We start from the raw sequence: 20,471 nt of genomic DNA, 5'->3' as shown, positions 1-20,471 counted from the left end.
CCACGTCATGATCCCCATCCCGTTCACTGCCGCCTCGCTACGGCTTCGTTAAGTTTGTTTACGCCTCGAACCAAGTCGCCCTTCGCCTGTACCCACCAGTCCTTAACCGCAGACTCATGACGAAGATGGATCATACCGTGCTAACTATTGCGAAAGCGGCTGCCGCGGCTGTGCTGCGGCGGCTCTTCTTCTTCCCGGGAAGGGCTTTCCTCCGGCGCCTCCTTTTCCCTGGCAGCCTTATTCTCCCGGGCACTCATGAGCAGGTTCATCAGGCTCGTCAACAGGGCCGGATTTTTACCCAGGAGCCCGGCCAGTTCCGCCGACGGCTTGAGGTTGCCGCTGGCGGCCTGCCCCAGGACGGCATTTAAGGCCTCCTGGATAGTACTCCCGGCCCGCGCCGGCGCAGCAACATTGCCGTTAAGGAGATTTAGTATGCCGAGCAAATCGACCAGGCCGACCAGCCCAGCCAGTTCATTAAAGCTCAGAGACTGCTGCTGCGGTCCCAGCAGCTGCAGCAATACCGCGACGAGGTCGGTTTTTTCTACCTTTTCTACCTTTTCCACCTCAGGTTCAGGCCCCCTTTCCCTGTGCATTCACCTGGCAGCGGCGATGCAATCAGGTCCCATTTAAATATATGCCGGCGCCGGGAAAAGCTGCGCTGGCACCAACCATCTTTTCTCTGCATATTTTTAACTAAAGAGGCAACTTTTTAAGATGGGGGGTTATACAGGTGGTAGACCATATCGTGGATCCCAACCTCCTCGCTGTCATCCAGAGCCTGAAACCTTATATGAACCGCCAGGCTCTGCAATGTACCGAGGTGGCGGAGACCCTGCTGGAGGTTCTGGCCAGCGAGCAGGCCCAGCGGGTCCAGGAGAAGCTGCAAAACCTCCGGACGGAATATAAACAGACCATCCAGACAGCCAGGTTAAAGCAGAAAGCAGCCGGCAAGAGCGACAAATGAGAGGATGACCAGAGAGGGCGGGACCCTTTCTCTCTTTTTTTAATTCTGATTCTTCTGCTGCTGTCTACCGGCGGTTTCCCCGGGCCCGGCACCTCTCCGGGAAATAAGGTTAAGAATACTGCAGGTGCAGGCGGAATTTTCCGGCGCTGGCTGGCGGGTCGCCGGGGCAGGGCGCAGGCCTTTCACCTTTCCCTCCGGCCCTCTCCGGGAACGGCGCAGCTGCTACCGGGACCCTGGCTCCGGCAGCGGTCTTTCCAATTAGGCCGGCCGGTTGCCCTGGGGAACTGGGCCCGGCGACCGAGGGCCTTTCTCCAGTGGGGGGGCGCTGGGGGGAGTGAACGACGGTCAGGCTATTTAAAATTACCTCTTCTTCCCAGGCTAGCCGGCCGTTTTCATAACGGCGGCGGCGGATTTCCGCCCTGGGGATAAAGGCTGAAACTTCATGGGGTAGGTCGTAGGTCAGGCGGCGGATAACGTGGATGACGGCACTATCCACCTGGAGTTCCACTTCGTCGGTGTTGAAATGGCAGTCAGGCAGCAAGGGAAACACCTCCTTTGCTGCCAGTATATGTTAGACGGTTGGGCCCGGGACTTACTTTCTCCATAAATAGGCTTCTGCCAAAAATTGTTGCCACTTACAGTAACCGCCATAGGGCTGGCGGTACAGGCTACAGGCTCCGGGTGCTTAAGCGAGCAAACTTTGCGCTCAGCCTTCCTCGGCGGCGGGGGTGGCTCGGCTTTATCTTTTTGTTTAATCATAACAGGGAGTTGTACTTCTCGTTCCTGATGCCACGCTACGATCCTCATCCCGCTCACCGCCGCCTCGGCTCAAGGCTGCGCTGAGTTTGCTGACGCCTTGAGCCAAGTCGCCTGCCGCTGTACCCGTCAGCCCCTGCCGCCACCTGCATTTTCATGGTTCGTGGTAGTCGGCCGGGGGTGATGGGAGAAAGGGCAGCCAGAAAATGTCAGGGGCCGGTTTCCCTGCAGGGGAACCGGCCCCATTTTAACTGGCTTTGCTGACTTCGGGGGTCTTGCTCTCTTCTTTGGCCTTACTTTTATATTCCGAGCTGCGGTTTTCAGTGGTGTAGAAACCGCCGGCCTTATAGATAACATTAACGTTATGGCTGATTAGCCGGTGGACCGGACCCCCGCAGGTGGGGCAGTGTTTTAGCGGCGTGGCTGTGATCCGTTGCTCCTGCTCAAATACCCCGCATTTGCTGCACCTGTACTCGTATACTGGCATCATTACCACCTCAGCTGGTCGATATAGTTCCAGCATTGGTTATACGCCAGGAAGCCAGGTTTGTCAAGACCACCCTTTAGCAGCCCCGGGGGCCTTGGCGGCATCAGATATACCTATGAAAAACGAAATATTAACCACAACTTGCCGGGCTACTGGAGCAGGATTCAGTCGTCGGGTGGCGAATACTTTCTTTTTGTAGCCTTTGGTAACCTTCACTGGAAGAAGGGATCATATCTTGTCACGCTGGCGTTACCAGACACTGCTGTGGATGGTAGTGATCATTGCCACCCTGGCGTCCGGGATAGTGCTTACGAACAGAGTTCGGCTGGAGGAAGCCAATAAGACAGTAACCTTGGCGGTGGATTTCCAGCAGGTGCAGAAACTGGCCCAATGGAGTGGTTTGAATTCCAGGGAAGTTTTGGACCGCCTGCAGCAGGAGGGCGTTAACGCCGTCCTGTTTAAGGAACAGACCATCGATGATCTCCAGCCGCGGGCCTGGGTCGAGGGTGGGTCCCAGGCGGCCCTTACCCTGCCGGCCCTGGGCCGGGAGGTGCGGCCGGAATACACTTATATCCTGACCCGGGAGCGGGAGTTGGCGAAGCGCCTGGAACTGCAACTGGAAAATAAGATTACCGGCCAGGTGCAGGTGCTGGCTGCCGGTGATGTTACTGCCCTGGGCGTTCCCCTGGCGGTGCAGGAGTTAAGGGAGGTAGGCCTGGGCTTCCCGGCCCGGGACATGGCCACGGTAAAGGAGCTGGGGATGTTCGTCGTTCCCCAGGTAAAACAGTGGTACGGCGCCAATCCGGCCACCCTGGCGGCGACCCTGCGGCCCTTGATGGATTACCGGGATAGTATCGCGGCCTTGCTTTTTAATGATAAGACCCTCCCCGGTTATCCCCGTTACCTTTCTAACCTGGCCGCCCAGGTGGAGCAGCTGGGGGTTCCCTTGGGCCTCATCGAGTTTTCACCCCAACAGGGGCTCAACCAGCTGGCCCTGCTCCTGGATAAAAAGGCTATCCGGGTGCACAGCATCAGCGCCGGGGAAATGGACGCCATGACCCCGGCCGCAGCCCTGGAGCGCCTGGACCTGGCGGCCCGGGAGCGGGATGTACGCCTGCTGATTGCCCGCTTTAAGTTTAACCCGGGGTCGGCCAGCTGGTTGCAGGATAACCTGCAGTATGTGGGGGACGTTAGTAAAATGCTGGCAGCCGACGGCCTGGCCATCGGCCGGGCCCGGCCCTTCGCTCCTTTTCCTTACTCCCGGCTTTGGGTGTTGCTAATCGGGTTCGGGGTGCTGGCTGCCGGGGTGCTGTTGCTCGGGCAACTGGAACTGCTGCCGGCCGGCCTAATCCTGGGCCTCTTAGGGGTCCTGGTCTGGACGGGGGTCCTGGGGCTGAACCACCAGGTACTCCTGGCGCGTAAGGCCATGGCCCTAGGGGCGGCCGTCATCTTTCCCACCCTGGCCATGCTTACGGCCTGGTCGCCGGAGGGCCGTGGCTTGAGGACCAGCCTGGCCCTTTTAATCCGTACGGCCCTAATCTCCTTACTGGGAGCGGTGGCCATCGCCGCTATCCTGGCGGATAACACCTTTTTCCTCAAGATTAATGCGTTCAGCGGTATCAAAATCGCCTTTATCCTGCCCTTAATTATCTTTACCCTGGCGGTTATTATCCGGCAAGAAGGGCGGCGCACCGCTACAACCTTTCGGGGCTGGCTCGACGCCAATTTGACTTTGAAGCTGGTGCTCCTGGCTGTGGTGGTGGCCGCTGCCGGTCTGGTTTATATCAGCCGCAGCGGCAATGAAGGGGTCGGCCTGTTGCCCTTCGAAGGCCAGATGCGTTCCTTCCTGGGTAATGCCTTACTCGCCCGGCCGCGGACCAAGGAGTTTCTCCTGGGGTACCCTTTCCTGCTCTTGAGCCTGACCCTGGGTTACCAGCACCGCTACCTGCTCTTCTGGCTTTTAGGCCTGGTGGGGCAGATCTCCCTGGTCAACACCTACTGCCACCTGCACATCCCCTTCCTAATCTCCCTACTCAGGACCTTTAACGGTCTCTGGTTGGGCCTGATCCTGGGTGTAGTGCTGGTTTTAGTAGTAAGGTTGGGGCAGCGGTTTTTGGGGAGGCCTAGGCCATGGCCCGGGCAGTAATCTCTGGCTACTACGGCTTCCAGAATGTCGGTGACGAGGCCGTCCTCTATAGTATTATCGCCGCCTTGAGGGACCTGGCCCCGGACTTGGAGCTCACCGTCCTCTCCCGGAACCCGGCCCAGACTGCGGCCAGTTACGGCGTGCAGGCGGTGGATCGCTGGCACCTGGCCCGAGTGGCCGGGGCCATCCGCCAGGCCGACTTGGTGCTCAGCGGCGGCGGCAGCCTTTTTCAGGATGTCACCGGGCCCAAAAGCCTGCTCTATTACCTGGGCATAGTCCTGCTGGCCCGGTTATGGCGCAAGCCAGTGGTTATCTACGCCCAGGGGCTGGGACCTCTGCAGCGGCGCTGGAGCCGCTGGTTGACACGCCGGGTATTAAATGAGGTCCAGTTGATCACCCTGCGGGATAGCGAATCGCGCCAGCTCCTGGAGAAGCTGGGGATCAGGCGGCCGCCGGTCTACGTTACCGCCGACCCGGTCCTGGGCCTGGACCCGGGGGCGATGGATTTGCAGCCAGGTGATGCTAAATGGGAGCAGCTGAAACTTACCAGTCCGGTGGTGGGGATCGCTGTGCGCTCCTGGCCGGGGGCCGGGGAGTGCTGGCCGCCCCTGGCCCGGGTAGCCGACGACCTGGTTGCCGGAGGGTGGCAGGTTTTATTTTTGCCCTTTCATTTTCCTGCTGATGTCGACGCCTGCCGCCAGGTAGCCCGGTTGATGCACAACCCCGCGGTTATTATAAAAGAAAACCTGGACCTGCCCACCTGGCTGGGTCTTACTGGTCGGTTGCAATTTCTAATCGGCATGCGCCTGCATGCCCTCATCCTGGCAGCCATTATGGAGGTGCCCTTTCTGGCCCTACCCTATGACCCCAAGGTGGCGGCCCTGGCCCGGATGATGGAGCAGCCGGCGATGGGGTGTTTAGCAGGTATTAGCTATCATGGCCTTGGGGCCGCCGTCAAGGCCGCCCTGGCCAATCGCGAGGAACACGCCCGGCGGCTACGGGCCGCGGTGGCCGAGCTGCGACCCCGGGCCCTGGATACCGCCCGCTTGACGTTAGAATACCTGGTGAAAGGAGTAAAGGGCTGATTCTTAGCCCTGTCCTATGGCAGTTGCGAATGATAGTAAATTCAGCCGGGGACCTGAGGGGACCCCGGTAGCCCGTATGGCCAGGGCCGCGGGGATAGTGTTGGTTTTAAACCTCTTGAGCCGCGTGCTGGGCTTTGTGCGTGACGCCAGTATCGCGGCCCGTTTTGGTGCCGGGCCGGCTACAGACGCCTACCTGGTGGCTTATACCATTCCCTTCTTCCTCCAGACGATCCTGGGAATGGCCTTTGTCACGGTCATGGTGCCGGTGGTGACTACCTACCTGGTCCGGGGTGACCGCGATCAGGGCTGGGCCGTGGCCAGCGCTGTCGGCAATTGGACGGCCCTGACCCTGGGTTGATTGACGGTAGCGGGTCTGGGCCTGGCGCCCTGGCTGGTCCGCCTCATGGCCCCTGGCTTCCCGGCACCGGTCTTTGACCTGACGGTAAAGCTCACCCGCATCATGTTCCTTTCCCTGGCCTTCATGGGTACAGGGATGCTGGTCAGCGGTATTTTAAACGCCGGTTACATCTTTACCTCCCCGGCCCTGGCGCCGGCGGTGAGCAACCTGGTCATCATCGGCACGGTGATCTTTGCCGGTTCTACCTTCGGGATTACCGGCCTGGCGGTAGGTACGGTCCTGAGTTTTGTCGCTTACCTGTTAATCCAGCTCCCCGACCTGTCGCGGTTGCACTTTCGCTACACCTGGCGCCTGATGGCCGGGCACCCGGCCGTCCGACAGATCGGCCGCCACCTCTTGCCGGTCTGCTTTAGCCTGGCAGTAGTCCAGCTCTACCTGGCGACGAACCGTTTTTTTGCCTCTAACCTGGTCGCGGGGAGTATCACCGCCCTGGACTTCGCCAACCGCCTGGTCAGCCTGCCCCTGGGGGTCTTTGTCGCCAGCGTTACCACCGCCATCTTTCCCTCCCTGGCCGAGCAGGCGGCCCTCAATGACCGCCGGGAGATGGCCCATCTTACCGACCGGGGTCTGGGACTGGTGGCCCTGACCATTTTACCCGCAGCAGCCGGCCTCATCGCCCTGCGGGTGCCCCTGGTACAGCTGGTCTTCCAGCGGGGGGCCTTTGACCCAAGGGCTACGGCCATGACGGCGACGGCGGTACTCTTTTATGCCGTCGGCCTCCTAGCCCAGGCCATGCACCCCATCCTCACTCGGGCTTTTTACGCCCTCCAGGATGTGGTCGTACCAGTAGTCACCGGGATCCTGTCGGTTGGCTTGAATATTTTTTTTAGTTATCTCTTGGCGCCGCGCCTGGGACACGGCGGCCTGGCCCTGGCCAATTCCCTGGCGGCCAGCATCTACGCCCTGATGCTTTACCTGGCCCTTTACCGCCGCCTACCGGAGCTCAAGGCTGCGGTCCTGGTGAACACCATGGTACGCATCGCCCTGGCGGCCCTGGGGATGGGGCTGCTGGTCTGGTTGGCCGGGTCCGGCTGGCATGTTTTCACCTGGTCGCGGCCGCTTTTGGGCCTGCTGGTACGGATGATGGTCTTAATGGGCGGCGGGGTGCTGGCCTTCTGGGGCCTGGCCCACTGCCTTAAGATTGAAGAAGTAAGCTTTATCAGCGCCATGATCCGGCGGCGGCTGCAGCGGTTTTTTCCCGGATGGCAGGAATAAAGGGCTAAATGGCGAATACAGTTAATACTATTGAGTCTAAACCATGTTATAATAAGCGGAGTGGCGTTATGGATTGGAACGCTATTCAGGGGATCCTGCCCCACCGTTACCCCTTCCTGCTGGTGGATCGTATCCTGGAGGTGGAGGCGGGTCGGCGGGCCGTAGGCCAGAAAAACGTCAGCGGCAACGAATGGTATTTTAGCGGTCATTTTCCCGGACAAGCGGTCATGCCCGGGGTCTTAATCATGGAGGCCCTGGCCCAGGTCGGGGCGGTGGCCCTCCTCAGCCTGCCGGATTTTCAGGGCCGGGTGGCCCTTTTCGGCGGCATGGATCGAGTGCGTTTTCGTCGCCAGGTAATTCCCGGCGATGTTTTGCGACTGGAAACAGAGATTATGAAACTCAAAGGCCGGGTCGGCAAGGGCTACGGCCGCGCCCTGGTGGGGGAGGAGCTGGCTGCTGAAGGCGAACTCCTTTTCGCCGTGGGTGAGCGGATCGAGTAAAAAAGGAGGAAGCGCAGGTGGATATCCTGGCCCTGGCATTAGCCGGGATAGTTAGTTTTTTATTAACACCTTTACTTTGCCGACTGGCTCCCCGCCTGGGGGCCGTCGATAAACCCAATGGCCGTAAAATTCATCACACCCTGATGCCCCGCCTGGGCGGGGTGGCCATTTATGCCGGCTTTCTGGCAGCCTACTGGCTGGGAGGTGCCCATTTCCGGGAGTACCCGGGCCTCCTCCTGGCCGGGAGTTTTATCCTGGTAGTGGGCATCATCGATGACATCCGCTCCCTGAGCCCCCGCCTGAAGCTCCTGGGTCAGATTGTAGCTGCAGCCATCCTGGTGGCCTTCGGTGTCCGGGTGGATTTTCTCACCAACCCCTTTAGCGGCCTGGTCCTCCTCGGCAAACTGGCCATACCGGTAACCATCCTCTGGCTGGTGGGGGTTACCAATGCCCTGAACCTGGTCGATGGCCTGGACGGGCTGGCGGCAGGCACCTCCCTCATCGCCGCTGCCACCATTGCCGTAGTAGCCTGGTTCAATGGTGAATTGGTAGTGGCCTTTCTCTCCCTGGCCCTGGCGGCGGCCACCCTGGGTTTCCTGCCCTTCAATTTTCACCCGGCGCGCATCTTTATGGGCGACAGCGGTTCCATGTTCCTAGGCTTTAACCTGGCGGCCCTGGCTACCATCGGCCTGACCAAGAGCGCGACAGTTATATCCCTCTTTATTCCGGTAGTAATCCTGGGGTTGCCCATCCTGGACACCCTGTTTGCCATTATCCGTCGTTTCCTTAACCACCAGCCCATCTTCGCCCCGGATAAGGGCCACCTGCACCATCGCTTGCTGGCCCAGGGCTGGAGCCAGCGCCAGGCAGTGGGCATCATCTACCTGGTCAATATCTGCCTGGGAGGGAGCGCCATCCTCCTCAGCCGGGTAGCCACGGACCAGGGGGTCTTGATCCTGGTCGGCCTGGCAGTGATTATTTTAGTTGGGGGTGATAAACTGGGGATCATTGGCCGGTCTGGCCTGTCCAGGGCCAAGGCCCGGCATAATACCCTGCATATGTTCTAGTCAGATAGCACCTGTACCGGCAGGAAGCGGCCGCAGTCTTTTAACTGCGGCCTTTTTGCATTGATGGCGTCCCAGGGGAAATAATACAGGAAGGAAAATTACCTGGAACGGGGGTTTGGGAATGCGCGACCTGCTAATTGAGGGCCTTTTAATCCTAGCCTTTATTGTGGCCGGCACGGGCCTGCTTTTCTACCTGCATAAGCGGGAGTTATTATAAAAGGAGGCGTTACCCGTGAAATTCCTGGAGGTATTTCTTCAAACAATCCTGGCCTTTTTTGCCATCCTGATATATACTCGTATACTAGGTAAGCAACAGATTGGCCAGCTGACCTTTTTCGAGTATATCAATGGTATCACCTTTGGCAGCATCGCTGCCGTCCTGGCTACCGATACAGCACCGAACCAGACGTGGATGCACTTCCTGGGTTTAACCCTTTTCGCTTTCTTTACCTGGCTGGCCGGTTATGCTGCCCTAGTGAGCCGACCGGCCCGGAAGCTTATCTCCGGTGAGCCAACAGTTGTCGTGCACAACGGTAAAATTTTGGAAGAAAATATGAAAAAGATGCGCTATAATTTTGATGAGCTGGCCATGCAGCTACGGCAAAAAAATGTCTTTGATATTGCCGACGTGGAATACGCTATTATGGAGCCTGACGGGGACCTGAGCGTCTTGCTGAAGTCCCAGAAACGGCCCCTTACGCCGGCCGACTTGCAATTGCCGACGGAGTACGAGGGGGTGGCTACCGAGCTAATTGAAGACGGGGAGATCCTTTTCCAGAACCTGGAGCAAAACCACCTGGACGAAAAATGGCTTATCCAGCAGCTCCAGGCTCAGGGGATCCAGGATATTAGCCAGGTTGACTACGCCGTCCTGCGGAGCAATGGTTCCCTTTACGTTAACTGCAAGGAAGACGATATTATCAACCCGGTTGATATTACCGACGCCCCGGAGAGCCCGGTAAAGACGGAGAAGGAAGAACAGGACCGGCCTTGAAGATTTCACTAGAAGTCTATTTCCCAAGGAGGCTACAGCATTAATGCCTATCAAATTTGGTACCGATGGCTGGCGCGCCATCATTGCCGACGAGTTCACCTTTGCCAACGTCCGTCTGGTGACCCAGGCTACGGCCAATTACCTGCTCCAGGAGAACGGCCCCGGGCAGCTCATCATCGGTTACGACAACCGCTTCCTGGCCCCGGAATTCGCCTGCAGTGTGGCCGAGGTCCTAACGGCCAACGGCTTTACCGTCTACCTGCCCTCCCGTTCTGTGCCCACCCCGGTGACGGCCTGGGCCATCAAAAAATACGGGGCGGCCGGGGCCTTAATGCTCACTGCCAGCCATAACCCCCCCGCATACTGCGGCCTGAAGTTTATTCCCGAGTATGCCGGGCCGGCCCTGCCGGCGACTACCTCCGCTATTGAAAAGGAGATCGCCGCTGTCGGGACCGGGGGCGAGGTCAAGACCCTGGACCTGGATACAGCCCGCGCCAGGGGGCTGGTCCGGGAACTGGAGCCGGAGGCGGCCTACCGGGAATACCTGCGCCGTTTGATTGATGTTGGGGTCCTCCGCAAGGCCGCTTTAAAGGTTGTCGTCGATCCCCTCTACGGGGCTGGAATCGGCTACCTGGAAGATTTTTTGCGGGCGGCCGGCTACCAGGTCGAAGTTATACATAATCACCGTGACCCCCTCTTCGGCGGCGCCCTGCCGGATCCCAGCGCCCGGGGCTTGGAGGAATTAAGCCGACGGGTTCGGGAGACAGGTGCCCATCTGGGCCTGGCCCTAGATGGCGATGCCGACCGCTTCGGGGTGGTAGATGGGGATGGGACTTACCTAACGGCCAACCAGGTCCTGTACCTCGTCCTGGCCCATTTAGTCCTGGACCGGCAATATAGGGGTCCGGTGGCGCGGACGGTGGCCACCACCCACAATTTAGACCTTCTGGCCCGGGCCCACGACCTGGAGGTAATAGAGACCCCGGTGGGTTTCAAGTATATCGGCGCGGCCTTGCGGGAAAAGGGTTGTATCCTGGGGGGTGAAGAGAGCGGGGGCTTAAGCATCCGGGGACATATCCCGGAGAAGGACGGCATCCTGGCGACATCCCTGGTGGCCGAACTGCGGGCCGTTCAGAACCGCAGCCTGGGGGCGATTCTGGGGGATTTACAGTCGCGTTACGGGCAGTTAGTTAACCAGCGCTTGGACCTTAAGGTAGATCCGGTTGCCAAAGAGCGAATCCTCCAGGAGTTACCCGGCTTTGCCCCGGCCAAGGTAGCCGGGATAGCGGTAACCGGCCGCCTGACGGTGGATGGGATGAAACTAACCTTGGCGGATGGCAGCTGGGTCCTGTTGCGGCCCTCGGGCACCGAACCCCTCCTGCGTCTTTATGTGGAGGCGCCCGACGGCGAGCGCCTCCACCGGATACAACAGGATGTAACTGCAGCCCTCAGGATTTAAAGTAAAGGGAGTATTCGTCAGGCGAGAGTTCCCGGTAACAGTTGGGGCAAAGGGAACCCTTGCCCGGAACATCAATTGCATTTTCTAGGCTGAGGCGCTCGATCAGGCTCAAGGAAGCGCCGCAGCGCAGGCAGGCATCGCCGCTGGCTGCCACTACATTCACCTCCTTCGCACCCCCGCTGATCGGCCGGCATAGGATGGAGCAGGGGGTGAGGGACTATGGGTTACCAGGCACCGGTAATCTTGCTGGTAGCAGTTGTTTCCCTGGTTGGGGCTTATGGCTGGCTCTGGTGGCGGCAGCGAACCGGGAGCCTTAATTACCGCTGCCTAATTATTCTGGTGCGCCAACAGGGAGAGTTCCTGGAAGGGCTCTTGCGTCACCTGTGTCGCCGGCGTTACTGGCATGGGTGGCCTTTGGAGTTCTGGGTAGTTGTGGAAGAAACCTGCGAAACAACCACTACTATCTTGCGTCATTTTAACTATCCCTATCCCTGCTACCGGATGCTTGTTACCCCGGTGGTAGCGACAACCATCCCGGCCTTACCAGAGCCCGGCGGGGTTATATTAGATTTGACGCAAGAAGCGAATTACTGGCAGGCGCGAGCCAGATTATCCCAGGTTTATCAAAAATGTCAAATCAACTAAATCAATAGAAGGAGAAATTTATCTAGGTGGCGAATACAAGTTGTAGTTTGATTTAAGGGGATTAGACCCATGGGCTACAGGCTCAGGCGGGCCGGTTGGACGGCAGGGGTATTTATTGTAGCTGGGAGTATTTTTTTATCCCTGGCGACACTACCAGCCCCGGCCGTCTTCTGGGGATTAACCTGGGGTGTAATTAACGGCCTGGCAGTCTTGACCGGGCTTGACGGCACCAGCTTTATCCGGCAAGCTTTCCTCTTGGGACTCAATCTGGTACTGGTAGGCGGCTGGCATTTTTACAGCGTTGAACCAGCGGCGGCTACAGTACCATTTTTCCTGTTTCTACCGGTGCTGGTACCCCTTTACCGGGGGCAAAGGCGGGTAGCTCTGGCGGGCTTGTTTGCCGGTGTCCTCCTGGGAGGTTATTTCCTGCTGCGTGATAAGGCGGTTGACCTGACCCGGTGGGCCCTCCTGGGTGGCTGGGCCGCCGTGGCGGCCTTTATCCTGCACCTCTGGTGGGAGCTGGTGGCCAGGGCCAGGCAGGTGGTTGCCTTGCAGGCCGAGGTGGCAGACGCCGGCCGGGAATACCAAAAGGCCTGCGCCCGGTTGGCCACCATGGAGATGGCGGCCATTACCGATGATCTAACCCGGATTTATAACTATCGTTACTTTGAGCGCACCCTGGACAATCTATTGATTCCCGGGCAGAAGCCCCGTTCTCTGGCAGTCCTGATGCTGGATATTGATCGCTTCAAAGAAATTAATGATGCCTTTGGACACTTGACCGGCAACCGGGTTCTGGTGGAACTGGCCGCCGTTTTAAAAGAGCAGACCCGGGACCAGGATATTGTCACCCGCTTTGGCGGGGAGGAATTCGCCGTTATCTTACCCGACACCGACTATCACGGCGCCCTCCAGGTTGCCGAGAGGATCCGCCAGGCCATAGCCGGGCATGTCTTCCAGGGCGGGGGGCAGCCCATCCACCTTACTGTCAGCACCGGCGTAGCCGTCTGGCCGGAGGACGGCAGCGATAAAAATGAAATCATCGACCACGCCGACAGCGCCCTTTACCAGGCCAAGACCACCGGCCGCAACAGCGTCTGCGCCTACCGTCTCCTCCAAGGGGGGCGCGCCGTCCATGGCTAAGGGCAGCAGTTACGGGCAGCCAATTTTTTGTTGGCAAGGCATCATCTATCTGGTAAAGGGTAAGGGGAGCTGCCGGGCCGGGTTGAGCCATAACCCCGGCCTGGATCTTACCTTCTGGCGGCAGCGTGGTTACCAGCAGCTGGAGGTCCTAACACCGCCGTTACCCCTGGGGACGGCGGTTTTTTTACATAATCAAGTGGCCGGGTGCCTGGCAAAAGGGGAGCAGGGGTTTAAGTACTCGCAGGTTTTGGCGGCCCTGGACCGGGGCTGGTCCAGGCTGGGTCTGCCCCCCGGGCCCCGGGCCGGGAAGCTAACCATTGCACCCCTGCCACCACCCCCGCCGGCGGAGCTGGCCCTGGTCAGGGAGGTTCTGGCCGGCAGAATTCTCTGGCGGGAGGAATTGGCCTGGGCCCTGGCAGAAAAGAAGCTGGGGGTTAATACACCCCTGGAGGATCTCGGCCACTGGCTCTACCTGGCCGGGGAAATTGAACTATTTCCCGGGGTGGGGTACGACCCCGACGGCCGGCCCCGCTGCCGGCGTTGCGGCCAGGCTACCAGGCTGGTAAAGGTCTCCTGTACCGCCTGCGGGCAGGTCGACTGCTTGCTTTGTGAGGGGTGCCTGGCCATGGGCCAGTCCCGCCGCTGCCGTCCCCTTTATGCCCGGCCCCGGCCAGCTGGCCTTAATCCGCCGGCTCGGCCCCCGGAAATATGGCGGCCCCGCCTCCAGTTCGACCTGACCCGGGCCCAGGCTGATGCCTACCGGGAGGCCGAGGGATTTGTCAGCCAGGATCAGGCCAGAGAGTGCCTCCTCTGGGCCGCCTGCGGCGCCGGTAAAACAGAGGTAGCTTACGGCGCCATTGCTGCTGCCCTGGCCCGGGGACGTCATATCCTTTATGCCTGTCCCCGGAAGGAGGTTATCCGCGAACTGCACCTGCGTCTTCAGAAGGTCTGGCCAGAGTTATCCCTAGAGGCCCTTTACGGTGGTAGCCCGGGGAAGTTTGGTACGGCTGACCTCACCCTGGCTACGACCCACCAGGCCCTGCGTTTTTACCGTTCCTTTGACCTGGTGATCCTGGATGAAGTCGACGCCTTTCCCCTGGCCGGGGATCTCATGCTCTACCATGCCGTCGCTCGGGCCCGCCGGGAACAAGGCCAGACCTTGTGGTTAACGGCAACCCCGCCGCCGGAGCTGATAGCCAGGGTCCGGAGGGGCCGGCTGGCTGTCATCTATCTCCCGGCCCGGCACCACGGCCACCCCTTACCCCGGCCGGAGTTTATCCGGGAACCCTTCCTGAAGCCACCGGGTGATGGTCCTTTGCCCCGCTCCCTGGTAAGGGGGGTCACTACGACCCTGGCGGGGGGACTTCAGCTCTTAATCTTTGTCCCGGCCGTCTATATGGTGGACCAGGTCGTTGGCTGGCTGGCAGCAGCCTGGCCCGGCCGGGCCCCGGCGGGTGATTGGATCCGGGGCTGCTACGCTGCCCACCCCCGGCGGGAAGAGGTTATCGCCGCCTTTCGCCGCCGGGAGTTTCCGGTCCTGGTGACTACTACTGTTATGGAGCGGGGGGTAACCATTCCCCGGCTCAATGTCCTCGTCCTCTATGCTGATGAGGAGCGAATCTTTACGGCCAGCACTCTGGTCCAGATTGCCGGCCGGGCCGGCCGTTCGGCCGAGTATCCCACCGGTAGAGTGTGGTTTATAGCCCGGCGCCTGAGCCCGGCCATGGCCGAGGCTGTGCGCCAGATCCGGGAGTTTAACAACCTGGCCCGCCGGCGAGGGTACCTTAAATAGAAGTGGGATAGGGGAGGTGGGAAAATTGTAGAAACCGGGGCTGGAGGTTACAGGCGGAGGGCGACTTGGTTCGAGGCATTAGCAAACTCGAGCTGTGCCGAAGCGAGGCGGCGATGAACGGGATGGGGATCGGTTTTTAGTTCATAGTTCGTAGGGGCAGGTGATGGCGCGACGTTTACCAATCTCCTCTTCCCTCAAGGGAAAACATGCGCCGGGTGTGGCCGGCCGGTGGGCCGGGAGTTATTCTGTCCCGCTTGCCGGCGGCAAGTATATTCCTGGCGGGAGGAGTATCATCCCTGCCGGTATTGTGGCCGCCTTTTGCCGGCCGGGGCGGGGGATATCTGCCGCCACTGCCGGGAAGAACGGCCGCCCTTCCAACGGGCCCGGGCCGTGGGAGCCTACGGGGGCATTTTAAAAGAAATGATTTGGGCACTGAAATACCAGGGTCGTCGTTCCCTGGCCGGGCCCCTGGGCCTCCTCCTGGCCGGGTTAGCCCTGAAAGAGCTGGGTGACGTTGTTCCCCAGCTGCTGATTCCCGTGCCTCTGACTCCTGCCCGGTTGCAGTCTCGGGGATTCAACCAGGCGGAACTCCTGGCCCTGTCCCTGGGCCGGGAGTTGGGCCTGGTCGTTACCGGCCGGGTCCTGGCCCGGGTGCGGGAAACTACCCCCCAGGTTGGCCTTTCCCGGCAGGCCCGCTGGCAGAACCTGGCCGGGGCCTTTCAGGTGCTGGAGTCCGGGCTTATCAGGGGGCGGCGCCTGCTCCTGGTAGATGACGTGCTGACTACCGGAGCCACAGCAGTGGCCTGTACCGTTGCCCTTCGCGCTGCCGGGGCGGTCAGCGTCCGGGTTGTTACCCTGGCTACGGGGTTCGAGGCTATTGCCAATATTTCGCCATGATTAACCGAAACAGATTCCTCATTCGACAAGAAATTAAGCTTTTAACAGACCCGTCCACAGGAACAAGGTAGTGATTGCAAGTTATTAACAGGGTTATCCACTTTATCCACAGGTTTGGGCCGGTAACACCTCGAGAACGAAGGCTGTTTTCGACAACCAAAAATTAGCGATAATTTTGCCCGCTATAGATATTTGCCGTTTCGTGTTTACCAGAAGTAGATTTGACAGCCATCTTTAACCATGTTACAATTGGTTTGCTTGAGGGTGCTCCCGACCCCAAGGGAGATCTATTTTAGGAGGAATGTTGACAAGATGCAAGGCAAGGTTAAGTGGTTTAATCCGGAGAAGGGTTACGGCTTTATTGAAAGGGAAGACGGTAAGGACGTTTTCGTCCACTTCTCCGCGATCCAGGAGGAAGGCTTTAAAACCCTGGCGGAGGGCCAGGAGGTCGAGTTCGACATTGTCGACGGGCCCCGCGGTCCCCAGGCAGCCAATGTAGTTAAGGCCTAGTAAATCAGGCCCCGGCATTGTCCGGGGCCTTTCTGGTATTTAAACAGTGCCCTGCTGTTTTTTGGCGGCGGCCAGGGGCAGGACTGCCCGGTGACTGCGAAACTTTTTCCTACCTGCCGGCAGGAATTTCTCCTTTGATGGGGAATAATAGTAAAAAGGGGTCAGAAAGGAGTGCTTCCAGGATGGAATTAGTCATCCGCGGCAAAAACCTTCCGGTGACCGACGCTCTACGGCAGTATGTCGCCAAACGGCTGAGCAAAATCGAGCGTTACCTCGACGGTGTCGCTGAAATCCAGGTCAACCTGGCCCTGGCCAGGGAGAAACACGTTGTCGAAGTAACCATTCCCATGAATGGTTACCTCCTGCGCGGTGAGGAAGCCACCGGCGATATGTACGGTTCCGTAGACCTGGTAGTCGAAAAATTAGAGAAGCAGATCGCTAAATATAAGACCCGGCTGAGCAAGAAATTAAAAAACGGCACCCTGAAAGAGCTGGCCGCCGAGCACCAGGAAGTAGCAGCCGACCCGGAACCACGCTTGATCCGGACCAAACGCTTTGCCATTAAACCCATGCCGGTAGAGGAAGCCATCCTGCAGATGAATCTCCTCGGCCATAGCTTCTTTGTCTTTTCCAACGCCGAGACGGAAGAAGTCAATGTCCTTTACCGCCGCCGGGATGGTAACTACGGTTTGATTGAGCCGGAGTATTAATATAAAGATATCTGGAGGTTTTGGGAGAAATTGGCCGCCAGAAGGCCGATTTCTCTTTTTTAGCGGCTTTTTTAAGTTTCCCGGCAGGAATTCTTTTAGCCGGGGCGAAATATAAAATAAAGCAAGGGATAATCGCATTCAAGGGATGAGGCCTTTGACGGAATCGAGAAAGAACAAACCGGGGCCGGAGGACTACGAGCGGATAATCTGCCAGATTAAGGGGGTACTAGGGGCGCGCCTGGTGACAGACAGCAACGGTGATCTTAGCGAGATACATATCATGGCCCTTAGTGGGCGGAGCCCCAAGCAGATCGTCCGGGACGTAGAATCGGCCATTCTGGTACAACTGGGGGTGGCTGTAGACCATAAAAAGATCAGCATCGTCCAGGTAGAAGACCCGGCGCTCCCTGGGGAAGTCAGGGAAGACAGGGCCATGTATACGTCCACCAGCTGCCGGTTACGCCTGATCAGCATTAATCTTTTTACCCGGGGCCCGGAGGCTGAGGCCACGGTGGAAGTGGAAGTCGGCAGCGGGGGTGGGAGTACGGTTTACCAGGGGCACGCCTTTGGCCCCAATGCCCCGGAACATAGCCTGCGCTTGGTGGCGGCGGCTACGGTCAACGCCTTGACGAAATACTGCGGCAGCAACTGGAGCCTAGCCCTGGAAGACCTGGTCTGGGTGGAGGTAGCCCACCGCCGGGCCGCCCTTTGCGCTCTGATCCTAGTTACCGCCGTGGGCAGCGAGTACCTGGTAGGGGTAACCCTGGCCGAAGGCGATGAGCGCCAGGCTGCCGCCCAGGCTGTCCTCCATGCCCTGTCCTGCCGCTTCTGCAACCTGCAGGGACTGCGGAATGAATGATTGTCACTTGTAGCCCTTCGTGTTAAAATATACAGAGCAGGTTTTTCTTGAAAGGAACCAGCACGGTTCCTTTTGTGTTATGTTTGGACCTTATTGGCAAAGGAGGGCTAGGAGAGTGTTAGGTTTACTGCGTAATCTCCTTGATGATAATGCCCGGGATATAAAGAAACTGAGCCGCCAGGTGGAAGCCATTAATGATCTGGAACCCGAGATCCAGGCCCTGAGCGACGGCGACCTCCAGGCCAAAACAGGCGCATTCCGCCGGCGTTTGGAAAATGGTGAAAACCTGGATAACCTGTTGCCGGAAGCCTTTGCCGTCGTCCGGGAAGCTTCCCAGCGGGTTCTGGGCCTGCGCCACTTTGACGTCCAGCTGATGGGCGGCATCGTCCTCCACCAGGGACGCATCGCCGAGATGAAGACCGGTGAAGGTAAAACCCTGGTGGCCACCCTACCGGCCTATCTCAACGCCCTGACCGGCCAGGGCGTGCATATTGTTACCGTCAACGATTACCTGGCCCGGCGGGACAGCGAGTGGATGGGCCGCATCTACCGTTTCCTGGGGCTGAAGGTCGGTCTTATCGTCCACGGCCTGGAAGCAGCGGAGCGGCGGGAAGCCTATGGCGCTGATATAACCTACGGCACCAATAACGAGTTCGGCTTCGACTACCTGCGGGATAACATGGCCCTGCGGCCCGAGGAGATGGTCCAGCGGGAACTGAACTACGCCATTGTCGACGAGGTGGACAGCATCCTCATCGACGAAGCCCGGACGCCGCTGATTATCTCTGGCATGGCGGAGAAGCCGACGGAGATGTATTATACCGTGGCCGGGGTTATCCCGCGGCTCCAGCCCGACGTGGATTATAATGTTGATGAGAAGGCCAAGGTGGCGACCCTGACGGAAGCCGGGGTAGCTAAGGTAGAGAAGATGCTGGGGGTCGGCAACCTCTACGACGACGCTAACATGGAACTGGCCCATCACGTCAACCAGGCCCTGAAGGCCCACACCCTGATGAAGCGCGACCGGGACTACGTGGTCAAGGACGGCCAAGTCATCATAGTCGATGAGTTTACCGGCCGCCTCATGTTCGGCCGCCGCTACAGCGAGGGGTTGCACCAGGCCATTGAGGCCAAGGAAGGCGTGAAGATTGAGCGGGAGTCCCAGACCCTGGCGACTATCACTTTCCAGAATTACTTCCGCATGTATGCCAAGCTGGCCGGCATGACCGGCACGGCGGCCACCGAGGAAGAGGAATTCCGCAAGATCTATAACCTGGACGTGGTGGTCATTCCCACCAATATGCCCATGATTCGCAAGGACTACCCCGATGTCGTCTACCGGACGGAAAAGGGCAAGTTCGAAGCAGTGGTGGAGGAGATCCGGGAACGCCATACCAGGGGCCAGCCCTTGCTGGTAGGCACCATCTCCATCGAGAAATCGGAACGCTTGAGCGAGATGCTGAAACGGCGGGGTATCCCCCATCAGGTTTTAAACGCCAAATATCACGAAAAGGAAGCCGAGATTATCGCCCAGGCCGGCCGTTTGGGCATGGTGACCATTGCCACCAACATGGCCGGCCGGGGCACGGATATTATCCTGGGGGGCAACCCCGAGGCCCTGGCCAAAGAGAAGATGCGTCACCAGGGTTACAGCCCGGAACTCATCGCTGCGGCCACGGCCCTTAAGAGTGAGGACAGCGATCCGGAGATCCTGGCCGCTCGCCAGGACTACCAGCGGTTCCTGGCCGAGGCCCGGCGGGAAACGGAAGCAGAACACCGCCAAGTGGTGGAACTGGGCGGGCTGCATATCATCGGTACCGAACGCCACGAGAGCCGGCGGATCGACAACCAGCTGCGCGGCCGCGCTGGCCGCCAAGGGGACCCGGGTTCCAGCCGCTTCTATGTCTCCCTGGAAGACGACCTGATGCGCCTCTTCGGCTCCGACAACCTGACGGGTATCCTGGACCGCCTGGGGATGGACGACAGCACGCCCATTGACCATCCCCTGGTATCCCGCTCCCTGGAGCAGGCTCAGAAGAAGGTTGAGGCCCATAACTTCGACATCCGCAAGCACGTCCTGGAATATGATGACGTCATGAACCAGCAGCGGGAGATTATTTATCGCCAGCGGCGGGAAGTCCTTACCGGGGCCGACATCCGGGCGACCATTGAGGATATGATCAACACCGTCGTTGACCAGACCATCGACCGCTTCGCCGGGGAGAGTAAGTACCCCGAGGAGTGGGACCTGGCCGGCATGCTCGACTACGCCGAACAGCTCTTCCTGCCGGGCTGCGACCGGGAGGCCCTGGCAGAAGAGATTAAAGAACTGGAGAAGGATGAGGTTTACGGCTTCCTGCAGGAAAAAGCCCAGGAAGCTTACCGGCAACGGGAAGAGGAACTGGGGGCCGAAACCCTGCGGGAGATCGAGCGCCTCATCCTGCTGCGGGTGGTGGACACCAAATGGATGGACCACCTGGACGCCATGGATCAGCTGCGCCAGGGCATCGGCCTGCGGGCCTACGGCCAGCAGGATCCACTGGTAGCGTATAAATTTGAGGCCTACCAGATGTTTAACGACATGATTGCCTCCATCCAGGAGGACGTGGTCCGTTACCTGTACCGGGTGAAGGTCGTCCAGCCGGAGGCCGAACGCCCCCGCCAGGTGGTAGAAAACCGCTATGCTGCCGAAGCCGCCGGTCCCCGGCAGCCGGTGCACCGGGAACCCAAGGTGGGCCGCAACGACCCCTGCCCCTGCGGCAGCGGCAAGAAGTACAAGAAATGCTGTGGCGCCGGAAAATAGATAAACATTTGCGAAGGAGTG

Annotated in this window: 19 protein-coding genes and 2 pseudogenes; 17 read left to right on the top strand and 4 right to left on the bottom strand. The window is 59.3% G+C overall.

From position 1 onward, the window contains the following. Positions 1 to 140: 140 nt before the first annotated feature. Positions 141 to 563, bottom strand: coding sequence for a hypothetical protein (locus SDD30_RS08585; RefSeq protein ID WP_434074505.1), 423 nt, complete (start codon positions 561 to 563; stop codon positions 141 to 143). A gap of 167 nt (positions 564 to 730) precedes the next feature. Here SDD30_RS08585 and SDD30_RS08580 point away from each other — a divergent pair, with 167 nt between their 5' ends. Continuing rightward, a complete protein-coding gene (locus SDD30_RS08580; RefSeq protein ID WP_434074504.1) occupies positions 731 to 964 on the top strand; it encodes a hypothetical protein in 234 nt (77 codons plus the stop codon). 109 nt (positions 965 to 1,073) lie between these two features. Here the strand turns inward: SDD30_RS08580 and SDD30_RS08575 are convergent, their stop codons facing one another. Continuing rightward, positions 1,074 to 1,505: a hypothetical protein gene (locus tag SDD30_RS08575; RefSeq protein WP_434074503.1), complete on the bottom strand. Its 432-nt coding sequence runs from the start codon at positions 1,503 to 1,505 to the stop codon at positions 1,074 to 1,076. A 462-nt stretch (positions 1,506 to 1,967) separates the two neighbouring features. Continuing rightward, the gene (locus SDD30_RS08570; RefSeq protein WP_434074502.1) at positions 1,968 to 2,210 is read right to left on the bottom strand and encodes an FmdB family zinc ribbon protein; all 243 of its coding nucleotides are present in this window, start codon (positions 2,208 to 2,210) and stop codon (positions 1,968 to 1,970) included. 232 nt (positions 2,211 to 2,442) lie between these two features. Here SDD30_RS08570 and SDD30_RS08565 point away from each other — a divergent pair, with 232 nt between their 5' ends. The 7 genes and pseudogenes from SDD30_RS08565 (at position 2,443) to SDD30_RS08535 (ending at position 11,091) form a co-directional block, all read left to right on the top strand. Next, positions 2,443 to 4,353, top strand: a complete 1,911-nt coding sequence (locus SDD30_RS08565) for a DUF5693 family protein (protein ID WP_434074501.1) — start codon at positions 2,443 to 2,445, stop codon at positions 4,351 to 4,353. Beyond that, the gene (csaB, locus tag SDD30_RS08560) at positions 4,338 to 5,438 is read left to right on the top strand and encodes a polysaccharide pyruvyl transferase CsaB (RefSeq protein WP_434074500.1); all 1,101 of its coding nucleotides are present in this window, start codon (positions 4,338 to 4,340) and stop codon (positions 5,436 to 5,438) included. The genes SDD30_RS08565 and csaB overlap by 16 nt, the downstream gene beginning before the upstream one ends. Before the next feature lie 16 nt (positions 5,439 to 5,454). Then, positions 5,455 to 7,071: pseudogene (murJ, locus tag SDD30_RS08555) on the top strand (murein biosynthesis integral membrane protein MurJ). 68 nt (positions 7,072 to 7,139) lie between these two features. Next, a complete protein-coding gene (gene fabZ / locus SDD30_RS08550; RefSeq protein ID WP_434074499.1) occupies positions 7,140 to 7,571 on the top strand; it encodes a 3-hydroxyacyl-ACP dehydratase FabZ in 432 nt (143 codons plus the stop codon). A 17-nt stretch (positions 7,572 to 7,588) separates the two neighbouring features. Next, on the top strand, positions 7,589 to 8,638 hold the full coding sequence (locus SDD30_RS08545; protein WP_434074498.1) for a glycosyltransferase family 4 protein: 1,050 nt from the start codon (positions 7,589 to 7,591) through the stop codon (positions 8,636 to 8,638). A gap of 232 nt (positions 8,639 to 8,870) precedes the next feature. Continuing rightward, the gene (locus SDD30_RS08540) at positions 8,871 to 9,632 is read left to right on the top strand and encodes a DUF421 domain-containing protein (RefSeq protein ID WP_434074497.1); all 762 of its coding nucleotides are present in this window, start codon (positions 8,871 to 8,873) and stop codon (positions 9,630 to 9,632) included. A gap of 43 nt (positions 9,633 to 9,675) precedes the next feature. Beyond that, positions 9,676 to 11,091 (top strand): phosphoglucomutase/phosphomannomutase family protein, encoded by a 1,416-nt coding sequence (locus SDD30_RS08535; RefSeq protein WP_434074496.1) that lies wholly within the window; start codon positions 9,676 to 9,678, stop codon positions 11,089 to 11,091. On the opposite strand, the gene SDD30_RS08530 is transcribed toward SDD30_RS08535, so the two are convergent. Next, a complete protein-coding gene (locus SDD30_RS08530) occupies positions 11,081 to 11,245 on the bottom strand; it encodes a hypothetical protein (protein WP_434074495.1) in 165 nt (54 codons plus the stop codon). The two genes, SDD30_RS08535 and SDD30_RS08530, sit on opposite strands and share 11 nt — an antisense overlap. Positions 11,246 to 11,310: 65 nt before the next feature. Here SDD30_RS08530 and SDD30_RS08525 point away from each other — a divergent pair, with 65 nt between their 5' ends. The 9 genes and pseudogenes from SDD30_RS08525 (at position 11,311) to secA (ending at position 20,450) form a co-directional block, all read left to right on the top strand. Beyond that, positions 11,311 to 11,736, top strand: coding sequence for a hypothetical protein (locus SDD30_RS08525; protein WP_434074494.1), 426 nt, complete (start codon positions 11,311 to 11,313; stop codon positions 11,734 to 11,736). 69 nt (positions 11,737 to 11,805) lie between these two features. Then, positions 11,806 to 12,879, top strand: a complete 1,074-nt coding sequence (locus SDD30_RS08520; protein ID WP_434074493.1) for a GGDEF domain-containing protein — start codon at positions 11,806 to 11,808, stop codon at positions 12,877 to 12,879. Further along, a complete protein-coding gene (locus SDD30_RS08515; RefSeq protein WP_434074492.1) occupies positions 12,872 to 14,671 on the top strand; it encodes a helicase-related protein in 1,800 nt (599 codons plus the stop codon). The genes SDD30_RS08520 and SDD30_RS08515 overlap by 8 nt, the downstream gene beginning before the upstream one ends. 189 nt (positions 14,672 to 14,860) lie before the next feature. Continuing rightward, positions 14,861 to 15,016, top strand: a pseudogene (locus SDD30_RS08510) (hypothetical protein); the annotation flags it as partial. Positions 15,017 to 15,091: 75 nt separating this feature from the next. Next, complete coding sequence (locus tag SDD30_RS08505) at positions 15,092 to 15,568, top strand: ComF family protein (protein ID WP_434074531.1); 477 nt, start codon at positions 15,092 to 15,094, stop codon at positions 15,566 to 15,568. A 312-nt stretch (positions 15,569 to 15,880) separates the two neighbouring features. Beyond that, entirely contained in the window at positions 15,881 to 16,078 is a 198-nt protein-coding gene (locus tag SDD30_RS08500) for a cold shock domain-containing protein (RefSeq protein WP_109205830.1), read from the top strand. Between the two features lie 182 nt (positions 16,079 to 16,260). Then, the gene (hpf, locus tag SDD30_RS08495; RefSeq protein ID WP_434074491.1) at positions 16,261 to 16,788 is read left to right on the top strand and encodes a ribosome hibernation-promoting factor, HPF/YfiA family; all 528 of its coding nucleotides are present in this window, start codon (positions 16,261 to 16,263) and stop codon (positions 16,786 to 16,788) included. A 154-nt stretch (positions 16,789 to 16,942) separates the two neighbouring features. Continuing rightward, positions 16,943 to 17,647, top strand: a complete 705-nt coding sequence (locus SDD30_RS08490; protein ID WP_434074490.1) for a hypothetical protein — start codon at positions 16,943 to 16,945, stop codon at positions 17,645 to 17,647. Positions 17,648 to 17,762: 115 nt separating this feature from the next. Next, positions 17,763 to 20,450 carry a preprotein translocase subunit SecA gene (gene secA / locus SDD30_RS08485; RefSeq protein ID WP_434074489.1) on the top strand — a complete coding sequence of 896 codons (2,688 nt, stop codon included), beginning with the start codon at positions 17,763 to 17,765 and terminating at the stop codon, positions 20,448 to 20,450. Positions 20,451 to 20,471: the final 21 nt, after the last annotated feature.

It is taken from the genome of Moorella naiadis (nom. illeg.), assembly GCF_051020825.1.
GTDB classification, from domain to species: domain Bacteria; phylum Bacillota; class DSM-521; order Neomoorellales; family Neomoorellaceae; genus Neomoorella; species Neomoorella naiadis.
Note: the sequence above shows the minus strand (reverse complement) of the source record. Positions and strands in the feature narration are given on the sequence as shown.